Origin of the sequence: Rhizobium sp. CG4 (genome assembly GCF_023701965.1) — a bacterium.
Taxonomy (GTDB): Bacteria; Pseudomonadota; Alphaproteobacteria; order Rhizobiales; family Rhizobiaceae; genus Agrobacterium.
This window is the reverse complement of the sequence record NZ_JABAEG010000015.1, coordinates 1-22,645: the sequence shown is the minus strand read 5'-3', so window position 1 is coordinate 22,645 and position 22,645 is coordinate 1. Positions and strand designations below refer to the sequence as shown.

Sequence of the window (22,645 nt, the reverse complement as noted above, 5' to 3'; positions counted from 1 at the left end):
TGAAGCGATCCGAAACTGTAATTCGAGATTTGGAAATCAGTGAAAATTACGACTTTTCACTTTGAGCGTATCAATGTGGAGATCACGGACAAACATATCCCTTGGCTGTACCACCTTAGGTCTGTCTCGGGAATCCGGTCCCCCGCCATGCGCAAATTCGTCGCCTCTTCCGGTTGGAGGCCTGAACGCAGTGTCCCTGTCAGCCAGCCCTGACAGCTCTGAGGTCAGATCGAACAGTTGTTGTGCCACGAGATGGACGACCTCCCCTTCCCGCTGAATACGACCGTTTACCGCCATCATTGAGGATCCGAGCACGACGCGCCGGCGTTTCTCAAACAATGTTGGCCAGACGACAAGATTGGCCGGACCCGTTTCATCCTCGATGGTGATGAACATCACACCTTTGGCAGATCCCGGTTTTTGTCGCACAAGAACAAGTCCCGCCGTATAGACCCACCGCCCGTCCCTGGCATTCATCGCATCCGCACAGGTGATGATGTTGCGCGTTGAAAGGTCCTTGCGAAGAAAGCTGACGGGATGGTCCCGCAGGGTCAGCCCCACGTGGCTGTAATCCTGCACGACGTTGTGGCCCTCGGTCATCGGCCTCAAGACTACTTCTGGTTCATGCTGCTCGGCAATGGAGGCCATCTCACGATCAGCTGCAGCCGCAAACAACGGCAGAGGTTCGTCACGCAATGCCTTGATGGCCCAGAGCGCATCACGACGTTCAAGTTTCAATGACGGCAGGAATGCGCCAGCTTTGGCCAGTTGCACGAGCGCGTCGGACGGTACGCCGGAGCGGCGCCACATATCGTCGACTGAGATGAAATTGCTGTTCATACGTGCGGCGACGATGCGCGCCGCGTCAGCGATCGCCAGTCCTTTTACCTGCCGAAACCCGAGACGGACAGCATGCCGACCGCCGTTGCCGATCTGCTCAAGTGTACAGTCCCAACGGGATCGATTGATACAGACTGGCCGGACCTCGACGCCATGAGCGCGGGCATCACCGACGATCTGGGCTGGCGCATAAAAGCCCATAGGCTGTGAGTTGATCAGCGCAGCGCAGAAGACGTCCGGATAGTGGCACTTGATGAAGTTGGAAGCATAAGCGATCAGCGCGAACGACGCTGCATGGCTTTCGGGAAATCCATAAGAGCCAAAACCTTCGAGCTGGCTGAATGTCTTTTCTGCAAATTCCGAGGTGTAGCCGTTCTTCACCATGCCGGAGACGAGCTTGTCCTTGAACCTGCTGACGCCGCCCGTGAACTTGAATGTCGCCATCGACTTGCGCAACTGGTCGGCCTCACCACCGGTAAAACCAGCACACACCATAGCGACGCGCATGGCGCTTTCCTGAAACAGCGGCACGCCGAGCGTCTTGCCAAGAACTGCCTCGAGTTCGGGCGTTGGATACTCGACCGGCTCCTTCCCCTCACGCCGACGCAGGTAGGGATGCACCATATCACCCTGGATAGGTCCCGGTCTGACGATCGCGACCTGAACGACGAGATCGTAAAACGTCTGAGGTTTCAGGCGCGGCAACATGGCCATTTGCGCTCTGGACTCGATCTGGAAAGTGCCGAGCGTGTCGGCCTTGCGGATCATCGCATAGGTCGCGGCATCCTCCTGCTCGATCTTCGACAGATCGAGATCACGGTCCTTGTGCTCGCGGATAAGCTCGAAGGCTTTCGCCATGCAGGTCAGCATACCGAGCGCCAGCACATCAACCTTCATGAATTTGAGCGCTTCGACGTCATCCTTGTCCCATTCGATGATCTGACGATCCTTCATCGTCGCGGGTTCAATCGGGACCAGATCATCAAGGCGATCACGGGTGAGCACAAATCCGCCGGGATGCTGACCAAGATGCCGGGGGGCACCCATCAACTGCTGCGCAAGCTTCAGGGTCAGGACGAGCCGACGGTCTTCGGGATTGAGATTGAGCTCGCGTATGTTGCGGTCAGGGACTTCCTCTGACCAGGACCACATGCCCGATGACAGCGCCTTGATGACATCTTCAGGCAGACCCAGCGCCTTGCCGACGTCACGGATCGCGCCTTTTGCCCTGTATCGGGTGACGGTAGCGCAGAGTGCTGCCTTCTCTCGTGTGTAGGTCTTGTAGATCCACTGGATGACCTCCTCGCGCCGCTCGTGCTCGAAGTCGACATCGATATCCGGTGGCTCGTCACGTTCCTGGCTGACGAAACGCTCAAATAGGAGATCATTAGTGGATGGATCGATGCTGGTCACACCGAGGATATAACAGACCGCGCTATTGGCGGCTGAGCCGCGGCCCTGACAGAGGATCCCTTCATTCCGTGCAAAGCGCACGATCGAAAACACCGTCAGGAAATACGGCGCGTATTTCATGGTGCGGATGAGATCGAGTTCATGGCGGACGGTTTTCAGCACATCGGGCGGCAGACCTTCCGGATAGCGCGATGGCACACATTCCCAGACATAATGTTCCAGCGAGGCCTGGGCATCTTTGCCGGGCACAATCGCTTCCTCCGGATATTGATAGGTCAGCTCTTCAAGCGAGAATTTGGCTCGTGCGACGATTTCCATGGTCCGTGCCAAGGCTTCGGGATAACGGGGGAATAGGCGCAACATCTCCCCCGGTGGTTTCAGGTATCGATCGGCATGGCGCTCCCGCTCGAAACCGACGTCGTCAATGGTCGTTCCGGTTCGAATACAGGTGACAATGTCCTGAAGCTGCCGCCTGCCCGGTTCATGAAACAGCACGTCATTGGTGACCACCGTCCTCACCTTGAACCGTGTTGCCAGATTGGAAATCTCATGAAGCCGCATCTGGTCATTCGGTCGGCGGCGTAGGCACAGCGAAACGTAGGCACGGTCAGCAAACATGTCAGCCATTTTTCGCAGGCGCATGGCGCAGACATCGTCGGCAAGGTCAGGCACCAGTATGCCGATCATGCCGTCGCTATAGGCAATCACATCATCCCAGTGCAGGATGCAATTGTTCTTACCGCCGCGCGACTTGCCGAGTGTGATCAGCCGGGTCAGTCGGGAGTAAGCGGTGCGGTCAGTGGGATAGACCAGTACGGACATGCCATCGGCAAGATCCAGGCGACAGCCGACAACCAGCCTTATCCCTGTTCCGCGAGATGCCTCAAGCGCTCGAACGATGCCCGCCAGACTGTTGCGATCAACAACGCCGACAGCATCGATACCAAGGATCTTGGCGGTTTCGAACAGTTCCTGCGCCGAGCTTGCCCCGCGTAGAAAGGAGAATTGCGTGGTGACCTGAAGCTCTGCGTATCTCATGCGAATATTCCATGTACGAACCACCGGTGGTTTCCGGTCTCGGGATCGACGCCGTCGCCGGATCGGAACACCCACAGGCGCTCACCGCTCTCGTCTTCGACAACAAAGTAATCGCGCACCGCGTCCATTTCGCTGTCGCGCTGCCACCATTCACCGAATATGCGCTCAGGCCCGTCTGCCCGCTTCACCTTGCGGCGCTTGCCGCGCCAGGTGACGGAAACCGGCGGATGGTCCGGCATCAGGGCAATAACCTCGATCAGTTCAGGTCGCACAAGCAACCTGACCGGCCGTCGCCAGTGATGAACCCACGACACTGCGACAGGATCGGCCGCCGCGCTAATACGCTGGACCGAACGCTCGGGGACATCTGAAGCCACAGGAGCCACGCGAAAAACCCTGTGGCCGCGGTTGCCATAGATATCGATCAGCGGCGAAACGTCGGTGACCTCTTCTTCCACCAGACCCGATGATTTCTGCATCTCTTCAAGCGGCTCGGCCATGATGGCGACCAGTGTCAGTTTCTCGATGCCGAAACCCGGTTCGATCTTTTCCGTGCGATCGCGAAAGAGCTTGGTCAACCAGGCAACATCGCGAGCCGGTTTGACCGTGCCAGCGCGGATCGCCTGCCGGGTGCCATCGACTTTGTCGACGATCAGGTCGGCGCGTCTTACACCGAGCCCCTTTTTCTGAAGCTCGTGGATCAATTCGATAACGAGCCGACCGACATATTTGTCGATCGTCTCGGCAGCACCAATTGGTTCGGCAAACGCGCGGCTGACCTCGATCAAGTCTACGGATCGGATCGGATCGATCGGCTCGGAGGCCCGTCCGAACATCTGATCAAGGCGGCGACCGATTTCCGGACCAAAGCGAAGGGTTAGTGGTGCGCGCGCAGTGTTTGCCAACTCGCCAATGGACTGGAATCCAAGCGTATGGAGGTCACTGACAATCTTCAGCGGCAGGCGCAGTAGCGATATCGGCAGTTTTTCGACAGCACGCACGGTCTCTCCGATCGGCACGATAACGGTTTCCCGGCTGATGGCACGCGCGCAGGCATGCGCGGCACCCCAGCTATCGGCGACGGCCACGCGGGCCGTCAGCTTTTTTGCGATGAACTGGTTTGCGATCTTCGTCACCATCGGCAGTTCACCACCCTGCAAGTGATCAGCACCCTCGGTATCCATGACAATCCCGTCCACTCCGTCGACAGCAACGATCGGGGAATAGAGCGTCAGGGCCCAAAGCGTGATCCGCTCCAGCGCCGCAGCATCCATACGAGGATCTGCGTCGACCATCATCAGGCCGCGAAACAGCGCCTGCGCTTTGGCCGCCGGCATTCCGACACGAACCCCTGCTTTTCTTGCAGCCGTGTCAGCCGCCGACACCCATCGTTTCGATCCGCTTCGGGCGATCACGGCGATGGCCTGTTCAGGCGGAATAGCCGGATCGTCGCGGCGAATGCGATCGGTCGGCAGATCGGGTAGATAGATCGAGACGACCCTTGTCATCACACGCCCTCACGAGAAACTCAGCACACTCACCCGCTTTCACGCGCATCAACTCCACAAACCAACGCGGCCTTCCAACGCCTGGAACCGGTAGCTCATCGGAGGGCATCACGCTCACCCTCCACCGGGTGGTCGAGGCCGTCGGCTGCCCGAAGTCACTCGCTTCGGTCTGTCGCCTCCAACGGCGAACGGCCAGTGCCATCGTGCCTGTGCGCTCGGCCGCAAGCTGCAGCCGGCGCGAGCCGACCATTGGCAAACGGACGAGCTCACCGACGACGGCGCCGAGACCTCCGAAAGAAAGCCCCTCCTCCATATTGGCAAGCACGTCCTCTTCCCTGTCGGACTCGACAAAGATCACCCGATCGGCATGCAGGCCGACCTGCGCGAGCGCCGGGAAAAACAGATCCGGTCGTGTCAGACACCAGACGATCGGTCCCTTCGTTCGTGCTGCTATGCCAGCCACAAAAAGAGCAGCGGCCGCACCATCGATAGTGCCAGCTCCACCTCCGGCAAACTCGTGAAGCGCACCGTGGGCGAGACCCCCGCCCGGCAGAGCGGCATCCATTTCAGGCACGCCGAAAGCCAGACAACCGGATTTTTTCAGTGTCGTGGTTTCGAGCGACGCGATACGCTCACGCAGATCAGCAATCACACCGTCTGACACCCTTGGGGCGCGTGCAGCAGTCATTGTTCACGGCTCCCTTCAAGGTCGTGTTGGCAGGCCGACATCATGTCGTGCAAATGTAGATGTTCTGTTTTTGTTCCTGCGCAAGAAAAGAGTCAAGTCAGCGAATTTGCGCGAAGACTATTCCGAACATTAGAAGTTAGAGAATCTGCATGAGAATCAGCTGTGTAGCCACACAAAGAAATTTTGACCCTTCCGGCGCTGCCCGGTGGATAGCGGGGACAATATGAGGACCGTCATAATGTCCTTAAGGTTTTTCTGTTGAACTGGTGGCATGACGAAGTCTCCGAGATCCAAACCGCTCCTTGGTGATACCGAAGCAAAGATCCGCTCTAAGCCTCGCCGGAAGCGCAATCCGGCTCAGCCACAGCTGCTGTTCGATCCCATGCCGGAGCGTGTTGAGCCGACGCTTGCTCAGCTGAAGGCACATCCGCCTCAAGGACCCGAATGGTCCTGGGAGGTGAAATGGGATGGATACCGCCTTGCTGTACATATCGAGCCGCAGGGCGTGAGAATTCTGACCCGTGGCGGCCATGACTGGACACACCGTTTTCCTGCGATCGAACAGGCGGCAAGCGCGCTTGGACCAGCGACGATGATTATCGATGGTGAGGCCGTTGTCCTTGATGAAGAGGGACGCTCGGATTTCGGATTGCTGCAGCAGTCTCTCGGCGCATCGGGCAAAAGACCCGGCACGCGCGCCTCCGATGCCATCCTTTACGCCTTCGACCTGCTTTATCTCGATGGCCATGATCTGCGTGGCATCGAATACCGATCACGGCGGCATCTGCTCGAAGACACGGTGAAGGGTCAGGACGGCGCCATCCGGGTATCGGAAACCCTAGACGCCGATCCCACTATCCTGCTCGAACATGCCTGCCGCCTTGGGCTGGAAGGGATCGTTGGCAAACACCGCGATGCGCAATACCGATCCGGTCGGACCGGCGACTGGGTGAAGGTCAAATGCGTTGCGAGCGAGGCATTTTTCATCGTCGGCTATGCGCCATCGAGCGCCTCGCCGACCGGCTTCGGTTCACTGCTGCTGGGCGCGTACCGTGATGGCACGATCGTTGATGTTGGCAGCGTCGGGACAGGGGTCAGCCAAGCTGAGGCCACCAAGCTGCGCAAGATGCTGGACAAGCTGCGCTGGAAGCAGAAACAGCCGCCGGTGTCCTATACCGGAGAGGCGGATATCGTCTGGGTGCATCCGACGCTGATAGCCGAAATCGAGTTTCGTGCCTGGACGAGCGATGGCAAGCTGCGCCATGCAGCCTACAAAGGTTTGCGTGAACGGCAGGACAATGCCGACGTTTATCAGCTTGAGTAGCGGATTGCGTATGACGCGCCATGTTATCCGCCATCTGGTCTAAGCAGTGGGGATCGCGTGACGTGTGCAATCTTTATCGCATGGAAGACGGGATTGGGTCTCGCAGTGGGCGCAGGACGCCGAGCGCCTGATCAACCTGATGCCAGCCTATCAGATGAACCCCGACCAGATGGGACCGATCGTTCGCAACACCGCAGACGGGAAGAAGCAACTGGTTCATGCGCGCTGGGGATTACCCTCGCCGCGCTTCGCCCTGGAGAAGGCGGCAAAGACCAGGGCGGAAAAGCTCGCAGCAAAGGGCAAGTCCTTCGATCTTGAAGAACTGATCCGCATGGAAGCCGACCGCGGTACGACAAATGTGCGCAAACTCAGTTTTCCGCATTGGAAGCGATGGTTCGGTGTTGAGCACCGATGCATTGTGCCAGTCACCAGCTTTGCCGAACCGGATCCCGGAAGCAAAGAGGAAGGCGGAAATGTGCCGAATGCCTGGTTCGCACGCGATGAACAGAAATCGCTGATGTTCTTTGCCGGTATTCATGTGCCGCAATGGCAAAGTGTCAGAAAAGTCAGTGATGGCCTAACCACCGACGATCTCTATGGTTTTCTCACCACCGACCCGAACCAGGTGGTGAAACCGATCCATGAAAAGGCGATGCCGGTGCTCTTGCTGACACATGAGGAAACCGACATCTGGCTATGCCCGCCCTCTACCGGACGATGCGCTGTTTATTTCGTCACGCGAACCCTATGGGTCGTCAATCGTAACAAAGGAAGGCGAGACCATCGATCAACCCGGTCTGTTCCAGCACCTCGCCAGCGAAGAGCCGGCAAGGTGATTGAAGTTCCTGCAACGCGGGAAATCTGAAGATTTTCGACCTGATGTCAGTCAATCCGCGCACTGGACTCGGGTAGATAGATTGCTTCCCGTTGAACGCAGTCACAGAGCGTACGAAACCTTTCTCAATCTGAGAGAGGCTCGAACCTGAGTACAAAATCAATGACCTTCGCCGATGACATTTCGCATGGCTTCAACACCATAGCGTCAGTCGAAAGCCTGTAGAGGTTGAAGCTGACGATTTCCGTTCCGCCACGCTCCTCGCCGTAAAGCCAGATCCTCTTGCCATCCGGCGATCGTTTGGTTGTTAAGGACCATGGCCGACCGGCAAAACGACCGCTGACGTAGCCGTTCGGAAGTCTGGAAAGTGCATGTTCGAAGCAGGTGGTCAGTGGTGGCGTTATATCCGGTGACCTCCCGGTCATGGCGCAAGGCATTCGTCACAGATACCGCAGCCATCATCGTCCATGCCGGACTTGCTCCTAACCTTCCGGCAACATGGACATGTCACCGTATCAGTTCCTGCGGGGATTTTGCGCGCAGGCGGCAGGATCTCGACGATGCATTCCGACAGCACATCAACGTTGCGTCGTTCCATTGCGGTGCTCCCTGTCCTTCGTGTGAGATTTCATCCAGAGATAAGGCGTCTGGACGGTTGCACAAGACAGCGGTGCATCTATTTCAGAAGGAGAGGAAACCACCATGGATCATAGCAATCACATCCGCCTCACTCCCACCGAACTCACGCCGGCTATTCTAGAAGGTGCTACCGTCTACGGTGCAGATGACCATAAGATAGGCAAGGTCGATTATGTGCATGGCGCGGGTGCCGGTAGCTAGGCGATCGTCAACGTCGGCGGGTTTCCTAGTATCGGTGCAAAGCCGGTTGCTGTCCCGCTGGTCGACCTCAATTCCATGCGGGATGAACACGGTGACGACCTAGACCCAAGACCAAGTCAAGGACATGCCCGAACACCGTCATTAAAAATTAGAATTGAGTTGAATTTAACGGTCCAGCGTCGACGCCGGTCTGTTTCGTCTGAAAATATGCGTCACCCACTAGGACGAGGAATGTCACACAGAACCGGAAAGAATTGCCCCCGGCCGTGTTGAACCACACCAGACTTTCCTAGAAGCCTTGCAATAAAAGTTATCATCCCGTTAAGCTGGGTCGTCATAAAACTCGACATTAACTTCTAGATCGCGCAGCTGATGAGAGGGAAGCTTTATTGCATAGCTTCTCAGGTCACCCACATCGAGCGTAACAGGAGCGGTCCCGCTCGCCTCAAACGCCAATCGGAATTCCCGCTGATATGCAAATCGATTTGATTTTCTGAAAGCTACGTTTCCCTCAGCAAACCTTCCTGTGATTGCGCTATCGTCGTAATATCTGACCAATCCGTACTGGATTTTCTGACCTGTCTTATCACTAAACGCGCCCAGCGCCTCCAGAAACTTCTGACCGTTGTGAATATAAACAGCGTGGCTGCCCAATTGATAGCACCTCTCATCCACTTGAAAGCGGTTTTTCACACTTTGAAGCCGAATGTCGCTGTCCACGTCATCCATAGTGAATTCAAGTTCATCTTTCTGGAAATGAAACGCGTACATGCAAAAAACGCGCTGCAAAAGATCTGCATCCCTATGGAAGATAACCGGACCCGCCAAGCTATTCTGGTTCAGCTTTAGTGGGGGTAAGTCAGTTCCTGGCGCAGAGATTGTTATTGCCTTTAATTCGTGTGGCTGCAAAATTCCGATCGCACCTTCAAGAGGGTCTCCCCGGCCATCATCGCCAATTTCACGCTGCTTAAAGAACTTCAATGGGTTGCAGAATATATTCCCGGCGAGAAACTGGTCGGCATACTCCTCACACTCAAATATCTTCAAATATCCGAAATACGTGTTCATCTGGCCCCCAGCAGCATTAAAGCACCGCCCCAATTTACCGAAATAATCTGTGACGACAAACAGTAGCGCTGTCGCGCACTAAAGTTTCATCCGCTCACGCCAACGAGAGGCCCACTTGACAGCCGAGCCGTCAACGCAAATTTTACCGATAGGTAAAGTAGTTACCGACCAGCACACGTTGCAGATCTGGAAAAGAAATTGTCATGTCAGGCCCGCCGCTTCCACCCGTCACCCGTGAAACTGCCGTCGATAAGGTTCGTTTGGCCGAACACGGCTGGAACACTCGCGACGCCGCCAAAGTCGCTCTGGCCTATACAAGTTACCTAACCGTTGCCTCGGAATTTGTGCAGGGTTCCGTGGGTGGACCATCCGCTAGGCTCAATCGTGCCGATTTTCGCGACACCTAACAGATGGCGGGATTGAAAAACCTTCCAGTTGGCGACAGTGAAAAGAGACGGCTTTGGGTTACTATAAGACTTGATGTTCAACATTCGTTCCGATAACAAAAAAGGGAAAAGGCGATGAACGATGCTACAAATAAGCCTACCAGGATGGGTCTAACCTGAGCCATTCTGAAACTTAGAAGGCCTATAGTCACAGTGGATCGCGCAGCATGCCACCCCTTAGCTGCATTTTATCGAGAGATTCGGATTTGTATGAATGAAACAGACATTATCTTGTGCGGCTCGGGGAAGAGCGATGGGATCGTCTGAATGACAAACAAGGGGTAAAATGTCAGGCTAGTTCACGGATATATCCAGTCGCTCCAAATTGGAAGTAGCAGCTTTACAGACGGCTCCGGAGAGAGGTGCTGAGCCGAATCAGACGGTCCGGATTGCGTACTTGATTGTTTACACTTTGGCACCTTGAACCTAAGAGGACCCGTGCTAGCCTATCGGCAGAGAACACGAGGAAGAGATATGCTTATATACAGGCGCACAAGTATCCTGGAATCGTCGGCACAAACGCTGGTCAATACGGTCAACTGCGTTGGCGTGATGGGCAAGGGGCTCGCAAAAGAATTCAAAGATCGTGAACCCGAAATGTTTAAGTCCTATAAGCGCATTTGTGATCAGAAGCTTTTGCGGCCGGGTAAGTTGTGGCTTTACAAGGGCACAACGAATTGGATTCTGAACTTCCCAACAAAGGACCATTGGCGTAATCCCTCAAAAATCGAGTGGATCGAGCAAGGTTTGCAGAAATTCGTGGTCGGCCACGCGGAGCTCGGCATTCGTGAAGTATCATTTCCTCGCCTAGGGTGTGGGAACGGTGGGCTTAACTGGGACGACGTCCGACCATTGATGGAGAGTTACCTCTCGCCACTTAAAATATCCGTGTTCATCCATGACTTCGATAAAGCCGTTGGTCTGCCCGAACACTTGGAACATATTCCTTCAATTCTGAGTGCAGAGTTTGGCGGGACATTTGCCTTCTCGGACTTTTTGAGGGCTCTGCCAAGAGCTGTTGAACTTTCCGGCTCCCACTTGATAGATCTCCAGTCACACGAGCGACTGCACGCTGAGTATCGCGACGAGATACTCAGTCTTTCCGTCGCAAATACCAAGTGGGAACTTGACGGAGAAGATCTCTGGGGTATCTGGGTGTCACTCCAGAAAGGATTTCTAACACGAGAGAAAGCTGGTTGGGCATCAATTGAGAGCGGCGGTCCGCTCATCTCATTGCTCAGTCTCCTTCCGATGGTCCGGCTGATCGAGATCCAGAGATTTGACGCAGGTCGGCCGGAGTTTGCTTTGGAAGTTAGAGATCCTTCCCCTGACGCACCGCCAGTTACCGCTGAAGCGAATGAACAGATGGCGCTTCCATGGCACTGAGCCCTGCCTTTGTCGACACGCATGTCGAGCAGTGGGCGACGGCCATGCGTTCGTCATATCGGCCCTATCGCGAAAAGTGGCCAAGTCGACTGTTCCATCACGCACCAATCGAAAATGCTGCAGCAATTTTGGTCGATGGCCACTTGAGATCGAGGAATGACCCTTCAAATGGGCGAGCGAAGGACGTTGCTGCCCCTGGCGTGATCGATACCAGAGTCGAAGCGCACGACTACGGCCGTTTGTATTTTCGACCCCGCACTCCTACACAATGGCATATTGAGGGGATACGTAAAGCTGGGGAGTGTACTCATGGTGAGAGAGCGCATGCACCTATCCTCGTGATGATGGTCTTTGGAGCAAAACCAGTCTTAATTAGGCCGGGCGTTCGTTTCTCCGATAGGAACATGCAGCTCAGTTATACCCAAGCTGGAGAAACTGAAGAATATTTTTCCGCCATTCCTTTTGAAAAGGTATTTCATGAGGGTGGAATAAACGGCGATCGCTCTATCATTGATCACCGATGCGCCGAGGTGTTAGTCACCTCGCCAATGCCATTGTCTGAAAGCCTCCAGTGGATTTACTGCCGCACTGAAGCAGAAAAAGATACCCTCTTACACATGCTCGGCACAAAGGCTGACTTTTGGAGACCAGCGATACAGATATCTGATGATCTACAAGTGTTCGACCGTAGGTTCACCTTCGTAGAGAAGGTTATGATAGATAACAAAGGAATAGTCGCGCGCTTCAATCCAAGGCAAGATCGCCAACAGATTAGCATCCGCGTTACAGCGCTGGCTTCAGACGGAGCAATTGCCCTAAGCTTTGAGAACAGCGCGATAGATGCTATCCCGCAGCCGCCTGCAACTAGTTGGCGGTTCAACGGCACCTTACCCGACGGCCGCTATCTAGTGGAAATCGTGCTTGAGGGACATCTTGCTTATCGGGCTTACATGATGGTAGGCCAAGACATATTCCTGTGATCTCTTCCCTGTCCGAATACAATGTACATTGTACGGCAGACTGCGAGCCGAATTGCAAGAATCTTGGAGATGGAACAAGAGCATAGCAAAACCGTAAGCTAAAGGCGAACGATGAGAACTTATGTGACCGGCCCCAAGTTAACTAGACTGTGGAGCGCGCGGGATCGGTTCCGCATTTGATCGATCGAAACGACCTGCGGGCAGGGCTTGATAACTACGACGGGTGCAAATAGTGGTTGATTTCAGTGCGCCATTGAAGCTTGAGAAACCAAATCAGCATTTCGTGCCGAGATTCTGGCAAAAGCATTTTAGAAGTAATACTGGAGGTCTGTTTAAAACTGAACGAGGAAGTGTTGTCAGAGCTTCTGTTGGTGACACGATGACCTCGGACTGGACCTATATCGTATTCGATGAAGGCTGGAGAGCTTCCGATGACGTGGAGGATCAACTTTCGAAATGGGAGAGCGAGGCATCGCGACTGATCAAAGCCGTCCTTCCATTTGGCACGCCACTGGCCGAGGATGACTGGCGGTCACTGTGCAGGTGGCTTGGTATTGCAACGAGCCGTCATCCGAATGTAATGATCGATACAGCCCCCTCGCCTCTTCTTTCACAGCCGAGCTGGCTACCATCCACACCTATCCCGATCTAGAGACTTTCAATGTTGATTTGATCGCAAAGTTTGGGGCTGGCATCGACGAGGAACTTTTCACATATCTGACAACTTGTTCGAAAGAAGTCATTCTAGCTAGCGCCGATCAAATTGCTTCGATGCTGCCCTACGATCCCGCCTTACCGCAAACTGAGGCACTGGAGGCCAGATTTCCACTGGCAGATCACATCTACACGATGGACCTCACCCTCTATGACTCATGTTCAAACGAATTTATTCTCGGTTCAAACCCATTGCCGAATAAGGACTTGGGGCTGGGTTTCTCGGTACCATTAAGCAAAAACGTAGCGCTTCTATGCTCACCACCAGCAAATCAGACATCCCCTGTCAGAGCGCGGAAGACCGCCGCCCTGCTGGACGTAGAAGTCGTTAATCTCGAACAACTGAGCAGAGCAGAGGAAGCCATTGCGTCATCAAAGGTGAATCTAGAGTATTGGGTGAACCAGTTGGATTCCCAGTGAGTACCCAATGTCAGTTTCGAGATTTTCCGATCTATTGAAACCAGAGGAGTTTGGCGGGGTCGAAGCGACACCTCCATCTTGCCTTTACAAGTATATGATTGCCGACCGTATCAGGGATGTTCTTGAGGATGGCATGGTGCGTTTCACTCACCTGATCAACACCAACGATAGCTTTGAAATCAGGAAAACGTTTAAGTCGTTTACCGGTCCGAAGTTCAAGAAGCTCATGAATAACGCTATCGCGGAAACAATGACGCCGGAACGTGTAGAAGACCAGTTAAAGAGCAGTCTTGCTGACCGTGGTCTAAGAATATCGACGTCTCGAGTCAGACAGCTACTTAAGCAACAGACTGGTATGACCATCGAGGACGCTCTAAGAGCCCAAGTCGGCGTCATGCTGGATATGTTCGCTCAAACGTTTGATGAGGTGAAAAAGCCCGAAGACTTTTTAGAAGAGCTAGGCTCACAGATCTTGTGCTTTTCACTTTCTGAGAGGTTCGATTTACCCGCAATGTGGGCGCATTACGGCGGCGGACATACTGGCGTTGTTGTTGTTTTCGACACAAATAACGAATGGTTTAAACGCGACAATAAACCAAACGAGTCGAAATTGCAGAAGATCATTTATTTCGATGACCAGTTAGATGAGCCGTTTGAAAATTTACAGGCAGCGTTCTCATCAAAGACAATCGACTGGGCTTCGGAGCGCGAATGGCGTCTTAACTGCTCTATTAAGCACATCGAGAAAACCGTTGATTTGGGGTCCGACCAAATACACCTGCGGTCTTTTCCACCAAGGGCTGTCTCGGCCATTATCATTGGATCAAAAGCTTCTCCTGCAACAATCGACGAGGTTCGCGATGTAACGAGACGCAAATACCCGCACGCCAAACTTCAGCAGACGGCGCCACAACGCATGGCGGGAACGTTTACCCTTGTAGAATTATAGAAAGACATTCTCCAGCTCCTATAAGGTTGCTGTTTAAAGTCAGCGCACAAGATTACAGGACGTAGGTGTGCGGATCACGATAAATTGAAACAGGTCTATTTCAGGCGCATACAAGTTTGAGATGCGGTCGCCAAGCTTCCCGAGCGATTTTGGAAACAAAGAGCGACTTTTATTAAAGTGCATATTTTTGACACGTCTCAAAGTTGCTTCGCGGAGTTTGGTTTCCGCATGAGAAGGGTTCGATCAGTAGAGTCGGAAGCGATTGCGGATAGTGTGGCACGCCGATGAACAGGGAAAATCGCCGCTCGATCACCCTATCATAGCCATAAAAAATGTAACCGCCACAGAGGTTTCCGTTCAGTCGGCGTCGCACTCCGACCGCAACCCTAACTTTATTAAGCTCTAGAAATGCTCGTTGTGATGTGCGATCAAATGCGTGGTGAATGATCGCATCGGGAGGGGCTGGTGAACGGAAGAAACGACTCTACATACTGGTCGGAAAGACGACGTCGGGGCAATCTACAACGAGCTCACATTTGGGAAGCCTAACTGTCGTGAGGACCATGCGAAACGGCTTCGACCGCTCCGGTGCGCGAAGGCTTGGGGCAACCTATGCTGCGGATGTTTTACGAAAATGCTAAATCCTGCAGATATCATCGCGGGATCCAGTATAGCGGCCCATCCGGGTGTCTACGTCCTTGGATGTTATGACACACGAATCACTTTCTATTCGCAGCAAGTCAGAGCTCTTGAACTCGCGCATGCGCTCTTCCACGAGCACCGGCTTCCGGCTAACGCGCGTGTTGCAGTCATCGGCGGTGGTGCAGCCGGACTGACTATTTCTGCTGGGCTCGCGTTACAGGGCGGCGTTAGCGTCCACCTTTTCGAGAAAGCCCACCACCTATTGCCTTTGCAGGGAGATTCACGACGTCGACGTATTGACCCACATATATATGACTGGCCGAACTACGAGGCAGTTCACGAAAGAGCTGAGCTGCCGCTGCTGGACTGGGACTCTGGATCAGCAGTTGATGTCCGTAGGGACGTCCTGCATGCATTCGGAGAAGTCAGAAATGCGACTGATGGGAGGCTGGTGGTGCGTGAGCAGCATCAAGTAACAGCTGTGACCCCCCATAACGGACGCTTTATTGTAGCCTTCGAACGCGAAGGGGTCGAAGGCGTGCGCGAAAACTTATCAATTGAAGTTGACGTTGTCGTCTTGGCGATCGGGTTTGGCTTAGAAGACCGCTTCGCGCTGGCAGGCACCGAAACGGCGAGTTACTGGCACGATGCCGGCGTTCCGGGTGCGGAAATCGATGGAAACCCCCGACCCACATTCCTCGTTAGCGGCAATGGTGACGGAGGGCTCATCGACCTGATAGCCGCTGCCAGCGCAACCTTCCGGCATGACGATATAGTCCGCGGAATCGCACAACGTCAGGGCGTCCAAGACCTCCGCGAGTCGATTTTGGAAATCGATGGGCAGGCGATGGCCGACGCCGCCGTGGGGCAGGGTTTCGACTTTATATCAGCATACGAAAACGCCATCGGTACCCAAGTAGAAGCCCTTGGCCTGGTTGATCAAATGCAAGGTCAACTGCGCGCCGGTGTTCAACTTTTCTTCCAGACGCGTGAGCCGGAACTGTTATCTGTTAAGACAGCGCGGCTGAATCGCGTCGCAGTATATCTACTGCGGAAAGCTTGTGCGCGCCCAGGTCCGCAGACTTTCGTCCATCTTGTCTGTGATGATATGTCTCGCGTACCATCCGAGCTAGGCGATCGACCAGGGTCCCGGCGCTTCCTCTGCGGGACCGAAATCGCAGTTACTGACTGGGTAATTGCCCGACGCGGGCCTGGGCGGGCCTCAATCCGCCAACCATTTGCCAACCTTCTCGAAGGTTATGTTGCTGAGCATGAGGCTTGGGTCCAGAGCTTTCCCGCCGATAGCATTGCACCAAAGCTCAACCCGGTAACACGAAACTATTTCAAGCGGCTCTCGCAGCTGGCAAATCTACCGCCCCCGAGATATCAGCTGGCCGCTATGATGGCCGCTTTGCCGAGAACGGCCAAAATCTGTTTGACAGAAGGCGGAGCACGGTGGACGGGTGAACTGGGACCAACCGAGGTCGGAGCACTCTGGTCCAACGACGCTCAGCCTCTCGAGTTGACAGTGATAGATGCGCCCGAGCAACTCGGAAACACTATGGCGCATGCAGTGGCTCGCTTGGCCATCCATGCTCCACGTGTTGATCTTCGCGTTGATGTCGCACGATGGCACCCGTTCCTGTCGGCATTATCGAGCGGGTCTTCGATCGCAGCCGGGTTGCATATGCCACAGCTGAAAGCGCTCGGAGGCCATCCTTCAATACAAGATCCCATCATAATGCCCACGGATGATCTCGCGACAATTATTAACGGCGCGCTCGACACTTGGCTTATCCGAACTGTGAATCTCCACTTAACGCGCTACATGCTGCAGGCCGAGGATCCCGGCCATTTTGTATCCTTCATCGCGGCGCCCGATCTTCGTCGCCAAATGGTACCGATCTGGGCTGATTGGGTCTCTCGATTCCAAGCCGACCCCGAGCTTTTGTCACGTTTCATAAGGCTATCCTTGTGTGCGGTCGACGATGAAGATGCCGTTGTTGGCGCGTCGGTTGTCGCTGGATCTCGACTCCTCCCGCAACTCGTGCGGGCATGCGCAGTCGCACTTGCCGTCGCAACGACATGGCAGGTTACAACACCCCGCCTAACACGACCGGGCAACCTTGGGCGTGACATCGGCGAAACTCAACGAACAGGTCATACTTGTGCCGCAGGGCTAATCGATAGCGAGGAGATGCTGCTGGCCGCCATGCGGCACGCCTGGACGGCAGAATTTGTTCTACTGCCAATGCAAACTATACCCGCGTCGCTTTTGGCCGCGGCCAACAACTCGCTAAACAGTACTGGCAGTGATATACCATTACTGGTGGAACCCGGCACGGGTGGAAAGCTATTGATCACTGTCGATCAGCGTTTCCGAGCTGCTGCTCACACCGGCGCACAGGAGCTCGAAAACCTTTTGCGCGGTATCGAGGAAGACCATTTCGCTAAGTTGCACGCCGCAATTGAACCCGCTGGAGTTTCATAATGAGCGAATCTTCTGCTACGTCTCCGGTCCAGAAAACTCTTGATACAGTTCAAGGCCTCCTCGCCGCGCGAGCGATCCACGCTAATCTTGCTGTCGAAGTGAGGCCCGAGTTTGCTGGGAGAATATTCGCGGGCGGCAGTGACACTCCATCTGCCCGCATCGAGGCCAGTGATTTGCCCAATCATGTCCGCGGCTTTCAACTTGGACGCTATCCTGTGCTCTTGACAATGCTGCCCGAGGCTCCGGATGAGGAAGAAATAAGGGACGTCGTCAGACGCGTGCGAAACCAATGCGTCGTGATCCGGTCCTATCTAAGCCCTCAGGCAGCACTCGATCTCCATGCAATCTTGCTTGGTCCTCGAGGCAGTGAAAGTGTCGATCGATGGCGTGCGCTGGCGCTGATTGCCGAGCGAGACGAACGCGTTGCCAGAAAGCTAGTCTGGCTGCGTCCCAAGGACGCCGCTGCCGACGAACGTAGTTTCGAAGATTTCTCAAAACGCACCTTCCTCTCTCGGCCCTGGGTCACTCGTGCCATCTTCTCCATGGCGCCACTCGACAATGTGAGCAGTGTGGCGTCCTATGGCGACGTTCCTAGGGATACAGCAGGCGAATGGATTCGCGCCGCGAGCGAGCCGGGGGTAGAAGCGGACCAACTTGTTGGGAATCTGGTGGCTTCCTGGCAACGACGGAGCGCAAAATGAACAAGACTTATCTTCGGGAAGTTCATCTTCAGGATTTTCGAACCTTCGGCGATTTCAGGCTTCCTGTAGCGCCCGGCCCGGGCCTGACATTGCTCGTCGGAACGAACGGACTAGGGAAAAGCAGTTTCTTCGATGGCATAGAATGGGGTCTGACCGGCCGAATTCGCCGTTTCGAAAATTATGTTGGCCGCCTTAAAGAGAGTGACTACATCACCCGTCGCGATGCCTTGCCGGGAAGCCATATGGTCAGCCTAAGATTTTCCGAAGGATCGCCCTTGACGCGTGGGTTCCTCGAAGAGCCCGATAAAAACGTCTTGATCGCACTGCTCAAAGATTCCAGTTGGACCAAGATAGATGACATCGGTGCCTATTTAGGTTTCACACATTTTCTTGGGCAAGCGTCCCAACAGCGCTTCACCAGCCGCCAGAAGACCGACCAATGGGAGGCTCTCAAGGGCCCGAGCGGCATCGACCGCCTCGAAGAGATTCGCACTACACTACGCGGCCGAGCTACTATGAACGCTTTCAAGCGCCGGGCAGAAACCGAGGAGATCGCGGTTTCGAGAGCTGCTGGCGCGCTTGAGGAATGGCAGGCATATGCGGCGAAGTTGGCCGAGTTGCGTGCGCGTGGTGCCGCACTAGGGGCGCAGTCAGAAGCTGAGCTTCAGCAGCGCCTAGCCACCCTAGAAGGTTTTCTCGTCCTCGACGGAAATCCGTTAGGCCACCTGACAGCTCGGCTCTCTCTGGTCCGGTCAACGATCGAAGAAAAAGAACGTGAGCTCGCTCAGGATCGTGCTGCATCTGATGGTCTCCGGTCTATCGTTGACCAGTTCAGTTTATCATCTGCGAACCTCGAAGCCCACAGCTTGCGTCGAGCGGTAGCAGACGAGGCAGTCGCGGCGGCCACCGCGCACCTAACCCAGGCAATGTTATCGGCAAACGAAGCAGACAAGGCCGCAGCGGAGCAGGCCGAGCTCGTTGCCCGCGTGCAATCTGAGCATAGCGAGCGCGTTCGCGAGCGCACAGCAATCGCAGAATTTGCTGCTCTTGAGAACGAGCAGCAAGGAGTGCGGGATCTTGCTATTTCACTCGCGGCAGATCGGGAAATTTGCCAACAAAGCGCTGCTGACGCACAGGCCGATCTAGATCGCGCTCAGCAGGCACAAGCGGCCCTTGGGCGCTTAGAGAGCGAACACGCGGCGCTTCAACTCTGGTCTTCACGCGCTTCAGCCCTTGAAGCGCAGGAAGCGTCCGCACGCGAGCTCCGCGATGCAGCTATTTCGACTAGAGCTGCGGCTGATCGAGCGCGCACTGAGCTACCCGCCCTCGAGGTGGCAGTCAGCAAGGCGCAAGATACCGAAGCCATGGCTCGAGAACGCCTGGCGTCCCACCAGCGTGATGCTTCCGAACTAGCCGAACTTTTGTCGGGTCTTACCGCGCATATTGGACACGACGACACCGACTGCCCAGTTTGTGCCACTCGCTTCGAGCCCGGCAACCTCCAGAAACGCGCTCGCAATTCCTTGGCCGCTCAGGACGCCCAATTGGCCGAGGAAGTAAGGTCGGTAAGTACGCTTGCCGATGCAACAGAAGCAGCTAGGCAGGCACTCAGCCAGGCACATGCCCTAACTTCTGCAGCTATCAGAGCAGAAAATCTCGCACTGGCAGAAGAGGAAGCCGCTGCGATGGAGCGCGGCAACATTGCTGAGGCACTCGATATCCATGCCGACACTTCTTTTACCACATTTGTCAGCGAACAACTTGCACAGGCAGGCCGAGCGCGTGCTGCTCATGTTCGAGCTGTCGGTGGCAGCTCGATCGATGTCAGCGTGGCGCAATCGCGCCTAGACTCGCTGTCTGCATCGCTCGCTTCGCTTGATGAGCGGTTGGCAGTCGCTGTACAGCGTCGGACAGTGAACGACATAACGCTTAAATCCATGTGGGAACGCCTTAGCATGCTCCCACAGCCATGGAGTAGTGATTCGGCCGCCGCGGCGGTCGAAGCGCAATTGCATGCGCTAGACACAGCTCGGACCAGCTTGGATGACTTAACGCTTAAAAGGGCAATAGCTACCAATGCGGAATCCGCGGCTCGGGAGCGACTCGCTACGGCTGAGGCCGACCGGGATCGAATTGCGAAAGCGTGCTCCGATGCCAATTCTTCCCGCACTTCGGCGCTGAGGGCATGGCAGGAAGCAGGCATGTTAGGAGTTCCATCGTTACAGGCCATTGACGCGAGAACTGTGGCGCTCAGCGATCGTAGCACCACGCTAACTCAATATTTGGAAGATACCGGCGCGCTTTCTCGAGCCTATGAAGCATGGCTCGGACAGAACGACCTTCACGAGTTGTGCAAGCTCATGGAGCGGCTTGGTGGCGTTGGAGCGGCAGATAACCCTGTCGTCCGCGAACAGACCCTCCAAGCAAGGCTCGTGGCCGCGCGCTCGGCGCTAGAGCTGACTTGCGAGACACGCGATGCGGTCATGGCCTATGGCGAGAAGCTCAAAGAGGAAGCCGATGCTTTTTCGACAAAATTCCTACTGCCGCTCAATGACTTGATCGAGGCATTCAACCGCGCGCTCCTGAGCACTCCGGGTGAAACCGTGCAGTTTACGGCTGACCATACTGTTGAAAGATCGTCGCTTACTATGGCGCTCCGCTACGCCGATCCGATCGAAAACTCTCAATACAGAACGTCTCTCCCGCCGCAACTGGTCCTGAGTGAGGGCCAGATGGCGGCAAACGGCTTCAGCATCCTATGCGCAGCAAGCACGGCCTATCGCTGGTCACGCTGGCGCGCGCTTTTGCTCGACGATCCCCTGCAGCACAATGACATCATCCATGCGGCAGCCTTTGTCGATGTGATGCGAAATCTGGTGGAGCTCGAGGGCTACCAGCTACTAATGTCTAGCCATAAGCGTGATGAAGGTGAGTTCATCGCTCGCAAGTTCGATGCGGCAGGTTTGCCGTGTACCGTCGTCGAACTGGTCGGCGCTTCTAAGGACGGTGTCCGAATAGAGCCACCGCGCCACAATGCCGCCGCTAGCCGTTTACTTGAGGAATCCGTCGCTAAGTTCGCCTAAGCGTCCTACTCTTCGACATGTGGTGAATCGCCGGACCAGGCAAAAATACTTATCTCGCAAACTACCTCAACGGGCACCTTTAGACGTTGTCTCCGATGGTAATTCTACTAGGAATGTTCTTAAGTGTAGGTCATTTTGACTGCATGTGGAAATAGCTACAGTTTCTGCTCGATTGACATTGTAAGTCATAATTTCCTTTCGCCAATCCTAATCGACTATAAGGTTCCCCAAGCCCGAAACCTTCCCCTGCCCGTCATCTCGCGCAGGCCAAGTTCCTGAACAATGCGCCGGGCGGCCTGCGGTGTGACGTCGAGGGTTTTTGAAATCATGCCGGCGGAGACCAGAGGCTTTGCGATGACAAGCTCGATCAGTTCGGGGATTTTGGACGAGGTGCGGCGGCCCAACAGTTTGCGCTCCATCATCTGGCGGGCCAGTGCCAACCGGTCATGTTCCTTCAAGCCAATCTCGGCTGTCGCGACAAAGCCTTCAGCGATTGCCAGCAGTCGGACTTCGCGGCTGCGATGGCGGCGGCGATCGACCGGAATGGTTTTCAGGCCGGTATTGATGGCGGCGAGATGGTTTTGCGTGGTGATGCCGGCCTGCCGCAAAAGCGCGGCCGACAGCAACCGACCAAGCCACGGCGCATGCTGCAGCACATCCAAACTGTTCCAGGCGTCGAGCACAACAATCGCCTGCAACACCGCCGGCAGATCTCTGGCCTGTCGCAGCACCGTGCGCCATTCCTCAAGCCGGGCATCTTCATCCCAGTCGAGATCATAGACCAGCGGATCTTTTTCGGCCGGGTCGACCCGGCCCGGTGTTCGAGCTTGGGCGATGGCGGCTTCCGTGCGGGCCAAGAGCGCATCAATCTCGGCGAATTCGTCAGGTGGCTGATCTGTGTCGCCGTCCTCAAAAGTCCCGTCCCCTGCCGCGACCGGATTATTATCCGCGATCTCATTTTTCGCGACCGAACCTGTCTTTCCAGAAGTTTCTGCAGGCCATGACAGTTCGGTGGACGCCTGCCGCAAACTTCTGATGCCGTTTGGCGACAGTGCCCAATTGGATGGTTGCGCGACGATCCGCCGACGGGTTTTCAAAACATCGCGGGCGATGGTCAGTTCATGGGTTGGGGCACGCACATCGCGAGTGGCATCATGGAGGACGAGGTCTTCGAGATGCACCAACTCACCGTCGATCCACAGAGACGCACAGGCGTCGCTAAAATTCTGGCGCTCACACCAGCTAGCACCGACGGATGAGCGGGCAACACGCTCATCGA

Annotated in this window: 15 protein-coding genes and 3 pseudogenes; 12 read left to right on the top strand and 6 right to left on the bottom strand. The window is 55.3% G+C overall.

Annotated features, from left to right (window positions below; all coding sequences use genetic code 11):
- Positions 1–36: 36 nt before the first annotated feature.
- Genes HGO37_RS26040 through HGO37_RS26030 form a run of 3 tightly spaced genes read right to left on the bottom strand, consistent with a single transcriptional unit; the run spans position 37 to position 5,487 of the window.
- On the bottom strand, positions 37–3,291 hold the full coding sequence (locus tag HGO37_RS26040) for an error-prone DNA polymerase (RefSeq protein WP_250985917.1): 3,255 nt from the start codon (positions 3,289–3,291) through the stop codon (positions 37–39).
- Positions 3,288–4,799, bottom strand: coding sequence for a Y-family DNA polymerase (locus HGO37_RS26035; RefSeq protein WP_250985916.1), 1,512 nt, complete (start codon positions 4,797–4,799; stop codon positions 3,288–3,290). Before HGO37_RS26035 ends, HGO37_RS26040 begins: the two co-directional genes overlap by 4 nt.
- Positions 4,720–5,487: an ImuA family protein gene (locus HGO37_RS26030; RefSeq protein ID WP_250985915.1), complete on the bottom strand. Its 768-nt coding sequence runs from the start codon at positions 5,485–5,487 to the stop codon at positions 4,720–4,722. The genes HGO37_RS26035 and HGO37_RS26030 overlap by 80 nt, the downstream gene beginning before the upstream one ends.
- A 271-nt stretch (positions 5,488–5,758) precedes the next feature.
- Between HGO37_RS26030 and ligD the strand changes: the two genes are divergently transcribed.
- Positions 5,759–6,811, top strand: coding sequence for a non-homologous end-joining DNA ligase (ligD, locus tag HGO37_RS26025; protein ID WP_250985914.1), 1,053 nt, complete (start codon positions 5,759–5,761; stop codon positions 6,809–6,811).
- Positions 6,812–6,873: 62 nt separating this feature from the next.
- Positions 6,874–7,647: pseudogene (locus HGO37_RS26020) on the top strand (SOS response-associated peptidase).
- 124 nt (positions 7,648–7,771) lie between these two features.
- Here HGO37_RS26020 and HGO37_RS26015 read toward each other — a convergent pair.
- On the bottom strand, positions 7,772–8,083 hold the full coding sequence (locus HGO37_RS26015; RefSeq protein ID WP_250985913.1) for a hypothetical protein: 312 nt from the start codon (positions 8,081–8,083) through the stop codon (positions 7,772–7,774).
- A gap of 265 nt (positions 8,084–8,348) precedes the next feature.
- On the opposite strand from HGO37_RS26015, the pseudogene HGO37_RS26010 reads away from it, so the two are divergent.
- Positions 8,349–8,631 (top strand): annotated as a pseudogene (locus HGO37_RS26010) (PRC-barrel domain-containing protein).
- Between the two features lie 176 nt (positions 8,632–8,807).
- Here HGO37_RS26010 and HGO37_RS26005 read toward each other — a convergent pair.
- Positions 8,808–9,554, bottom strand: a complete 747-nt coding sequence (locus tag HGO37_RS26005) for a hypothetical protein (RefSeq protein ID WP_250985912.1) — start codon at positions 9,552–9,554, stop codon at positions 8,808–8,810.
- Between the two features lie 203 nt (positions 9,555–9,757).
- On the opposite strand from HGO37_RS26005, the pseudogene HGO37_RS26000 reads away from it, so the two are divergent.
- The 9 genes and pseudogenes from HGO37_RS26000 to HGO37_RS25965 form a co-directional block, all read left to right on the top strand.
- Positions 9,758–9,871, top strand: a pseudogene (locus HGO37_RS26000) (DUF1348 family protein); the annotation flags it as partial.
- 603 nt (positions 9,872–10,474) lie between these two features.
- The gene (locus tag HGO37_RS25995) at positions 10,475–11,386 is read left to right on the top strand and encodes a macro domain-containing protein (protein WP_250985911.1); all 912 of its coding nucleotides are present in this window, start codon (positions 10,475–10,477) and stop codon (positions 11,384–11,386) included.
- Complete coding sequence (locus tag HGO37_RS25990; RefSeq protein WP_250985910.1) at positions 11,377–12,366, top strand: DarT ssDNA thymidine ADP-ribosyltransferase family protein; 990 nt, start codon at positions 11,377–11,379, stop codon at positions 12,364–12,366. The genes HGO37_RS25995 and HGO37_RS25990 overlap by 10 nt, the downstream gene beginning before the upstream one ends.
- 223 nt (positions 12,367–12,589) lie before the next feature.
- Entirely contained in the window at positions 12,590–13,018 is a 429-nt protein-coding gene (locus tag HGO37_RS26605; protein ID WP_352230607.1) for a DUF4238 domain-containing protein, read from the top strand.
- Positions 12,904–13,500 (top strand): hypothetical protein, encoded by a 597-nt coding sequence (locus tag HGO37_RS25985; protein WP_250985909.1) that lies wholly within the window; start codon positions 12,904–12,906, stop codon positions 13,498–13,500. The genes HGO37_RS26605 and HGO37_RS25985 overlap by 115 nt, the downstream gene beginning before the upstream one ends.
- Before the next feature lie 7 nt (positions 13,501–13,507).
- Positions 13,508–14,449 carry a DUF2971 domain-containing protein gene (locus HGO37_RS25980; RefSeq protein ID WP_250985908.1) on the top strand — a complete coding sequence of 314 codons (942 nt, stop codon included), beginning with the start codon at positions 13,508–13,510 and terminating at the stop codon, positions 14,447–14,449.
- A gap of 634 nt (positions 14,450–15,083) precedes the next feature.
- Positions 15,084–17,582, top strand: coding sequence for an ABC-three component system protein (locus tag HGO37_RS25975; protein WP_250985907.1), 2,499 nt, complete (start codon positions 15,084–15,086; stop codon positions 17,580–17,582).
- Entirely contained in the window at positions 17,582–18,283 is a 702-nt protein-coding gene (locus HGO37_RS25970; protein ID WP_250985906.1) for an ABC-three component system middle component 1, read from the top strand. The genes HGO37_RS25975 and HGO37_RS25970 overlap by 1 nt, the downstream gene beginning before the upstream one ends.
- A complete protein-coding gene (locus tag HGO37_RS25965; RefSeq protein WP_250985905.1) occupies positions 18,280–21,366 on the top strand; it encodes an AAA family ATPase in 3,087 nt (1,028 codons plus the stop codon). The genes HGO37_RS25970 and HGO37_RS25965 overlap by 4 nt, the downstream gene beginning before the upstream one ends.
- Before the next feature lie 215 nt (positions 21,367–21,581).
- Here HGO37_RS25965 and HGO37_RS25960 read toward each other — a convergent pair.
- The coding region (locus HGO37_RS25960) for an RHE_PE00001 family protein (protein ID WP_250985904.1) at positions 21,582–22,645 on the bottom strand (1,064 nt) is incomplete at its 5' end.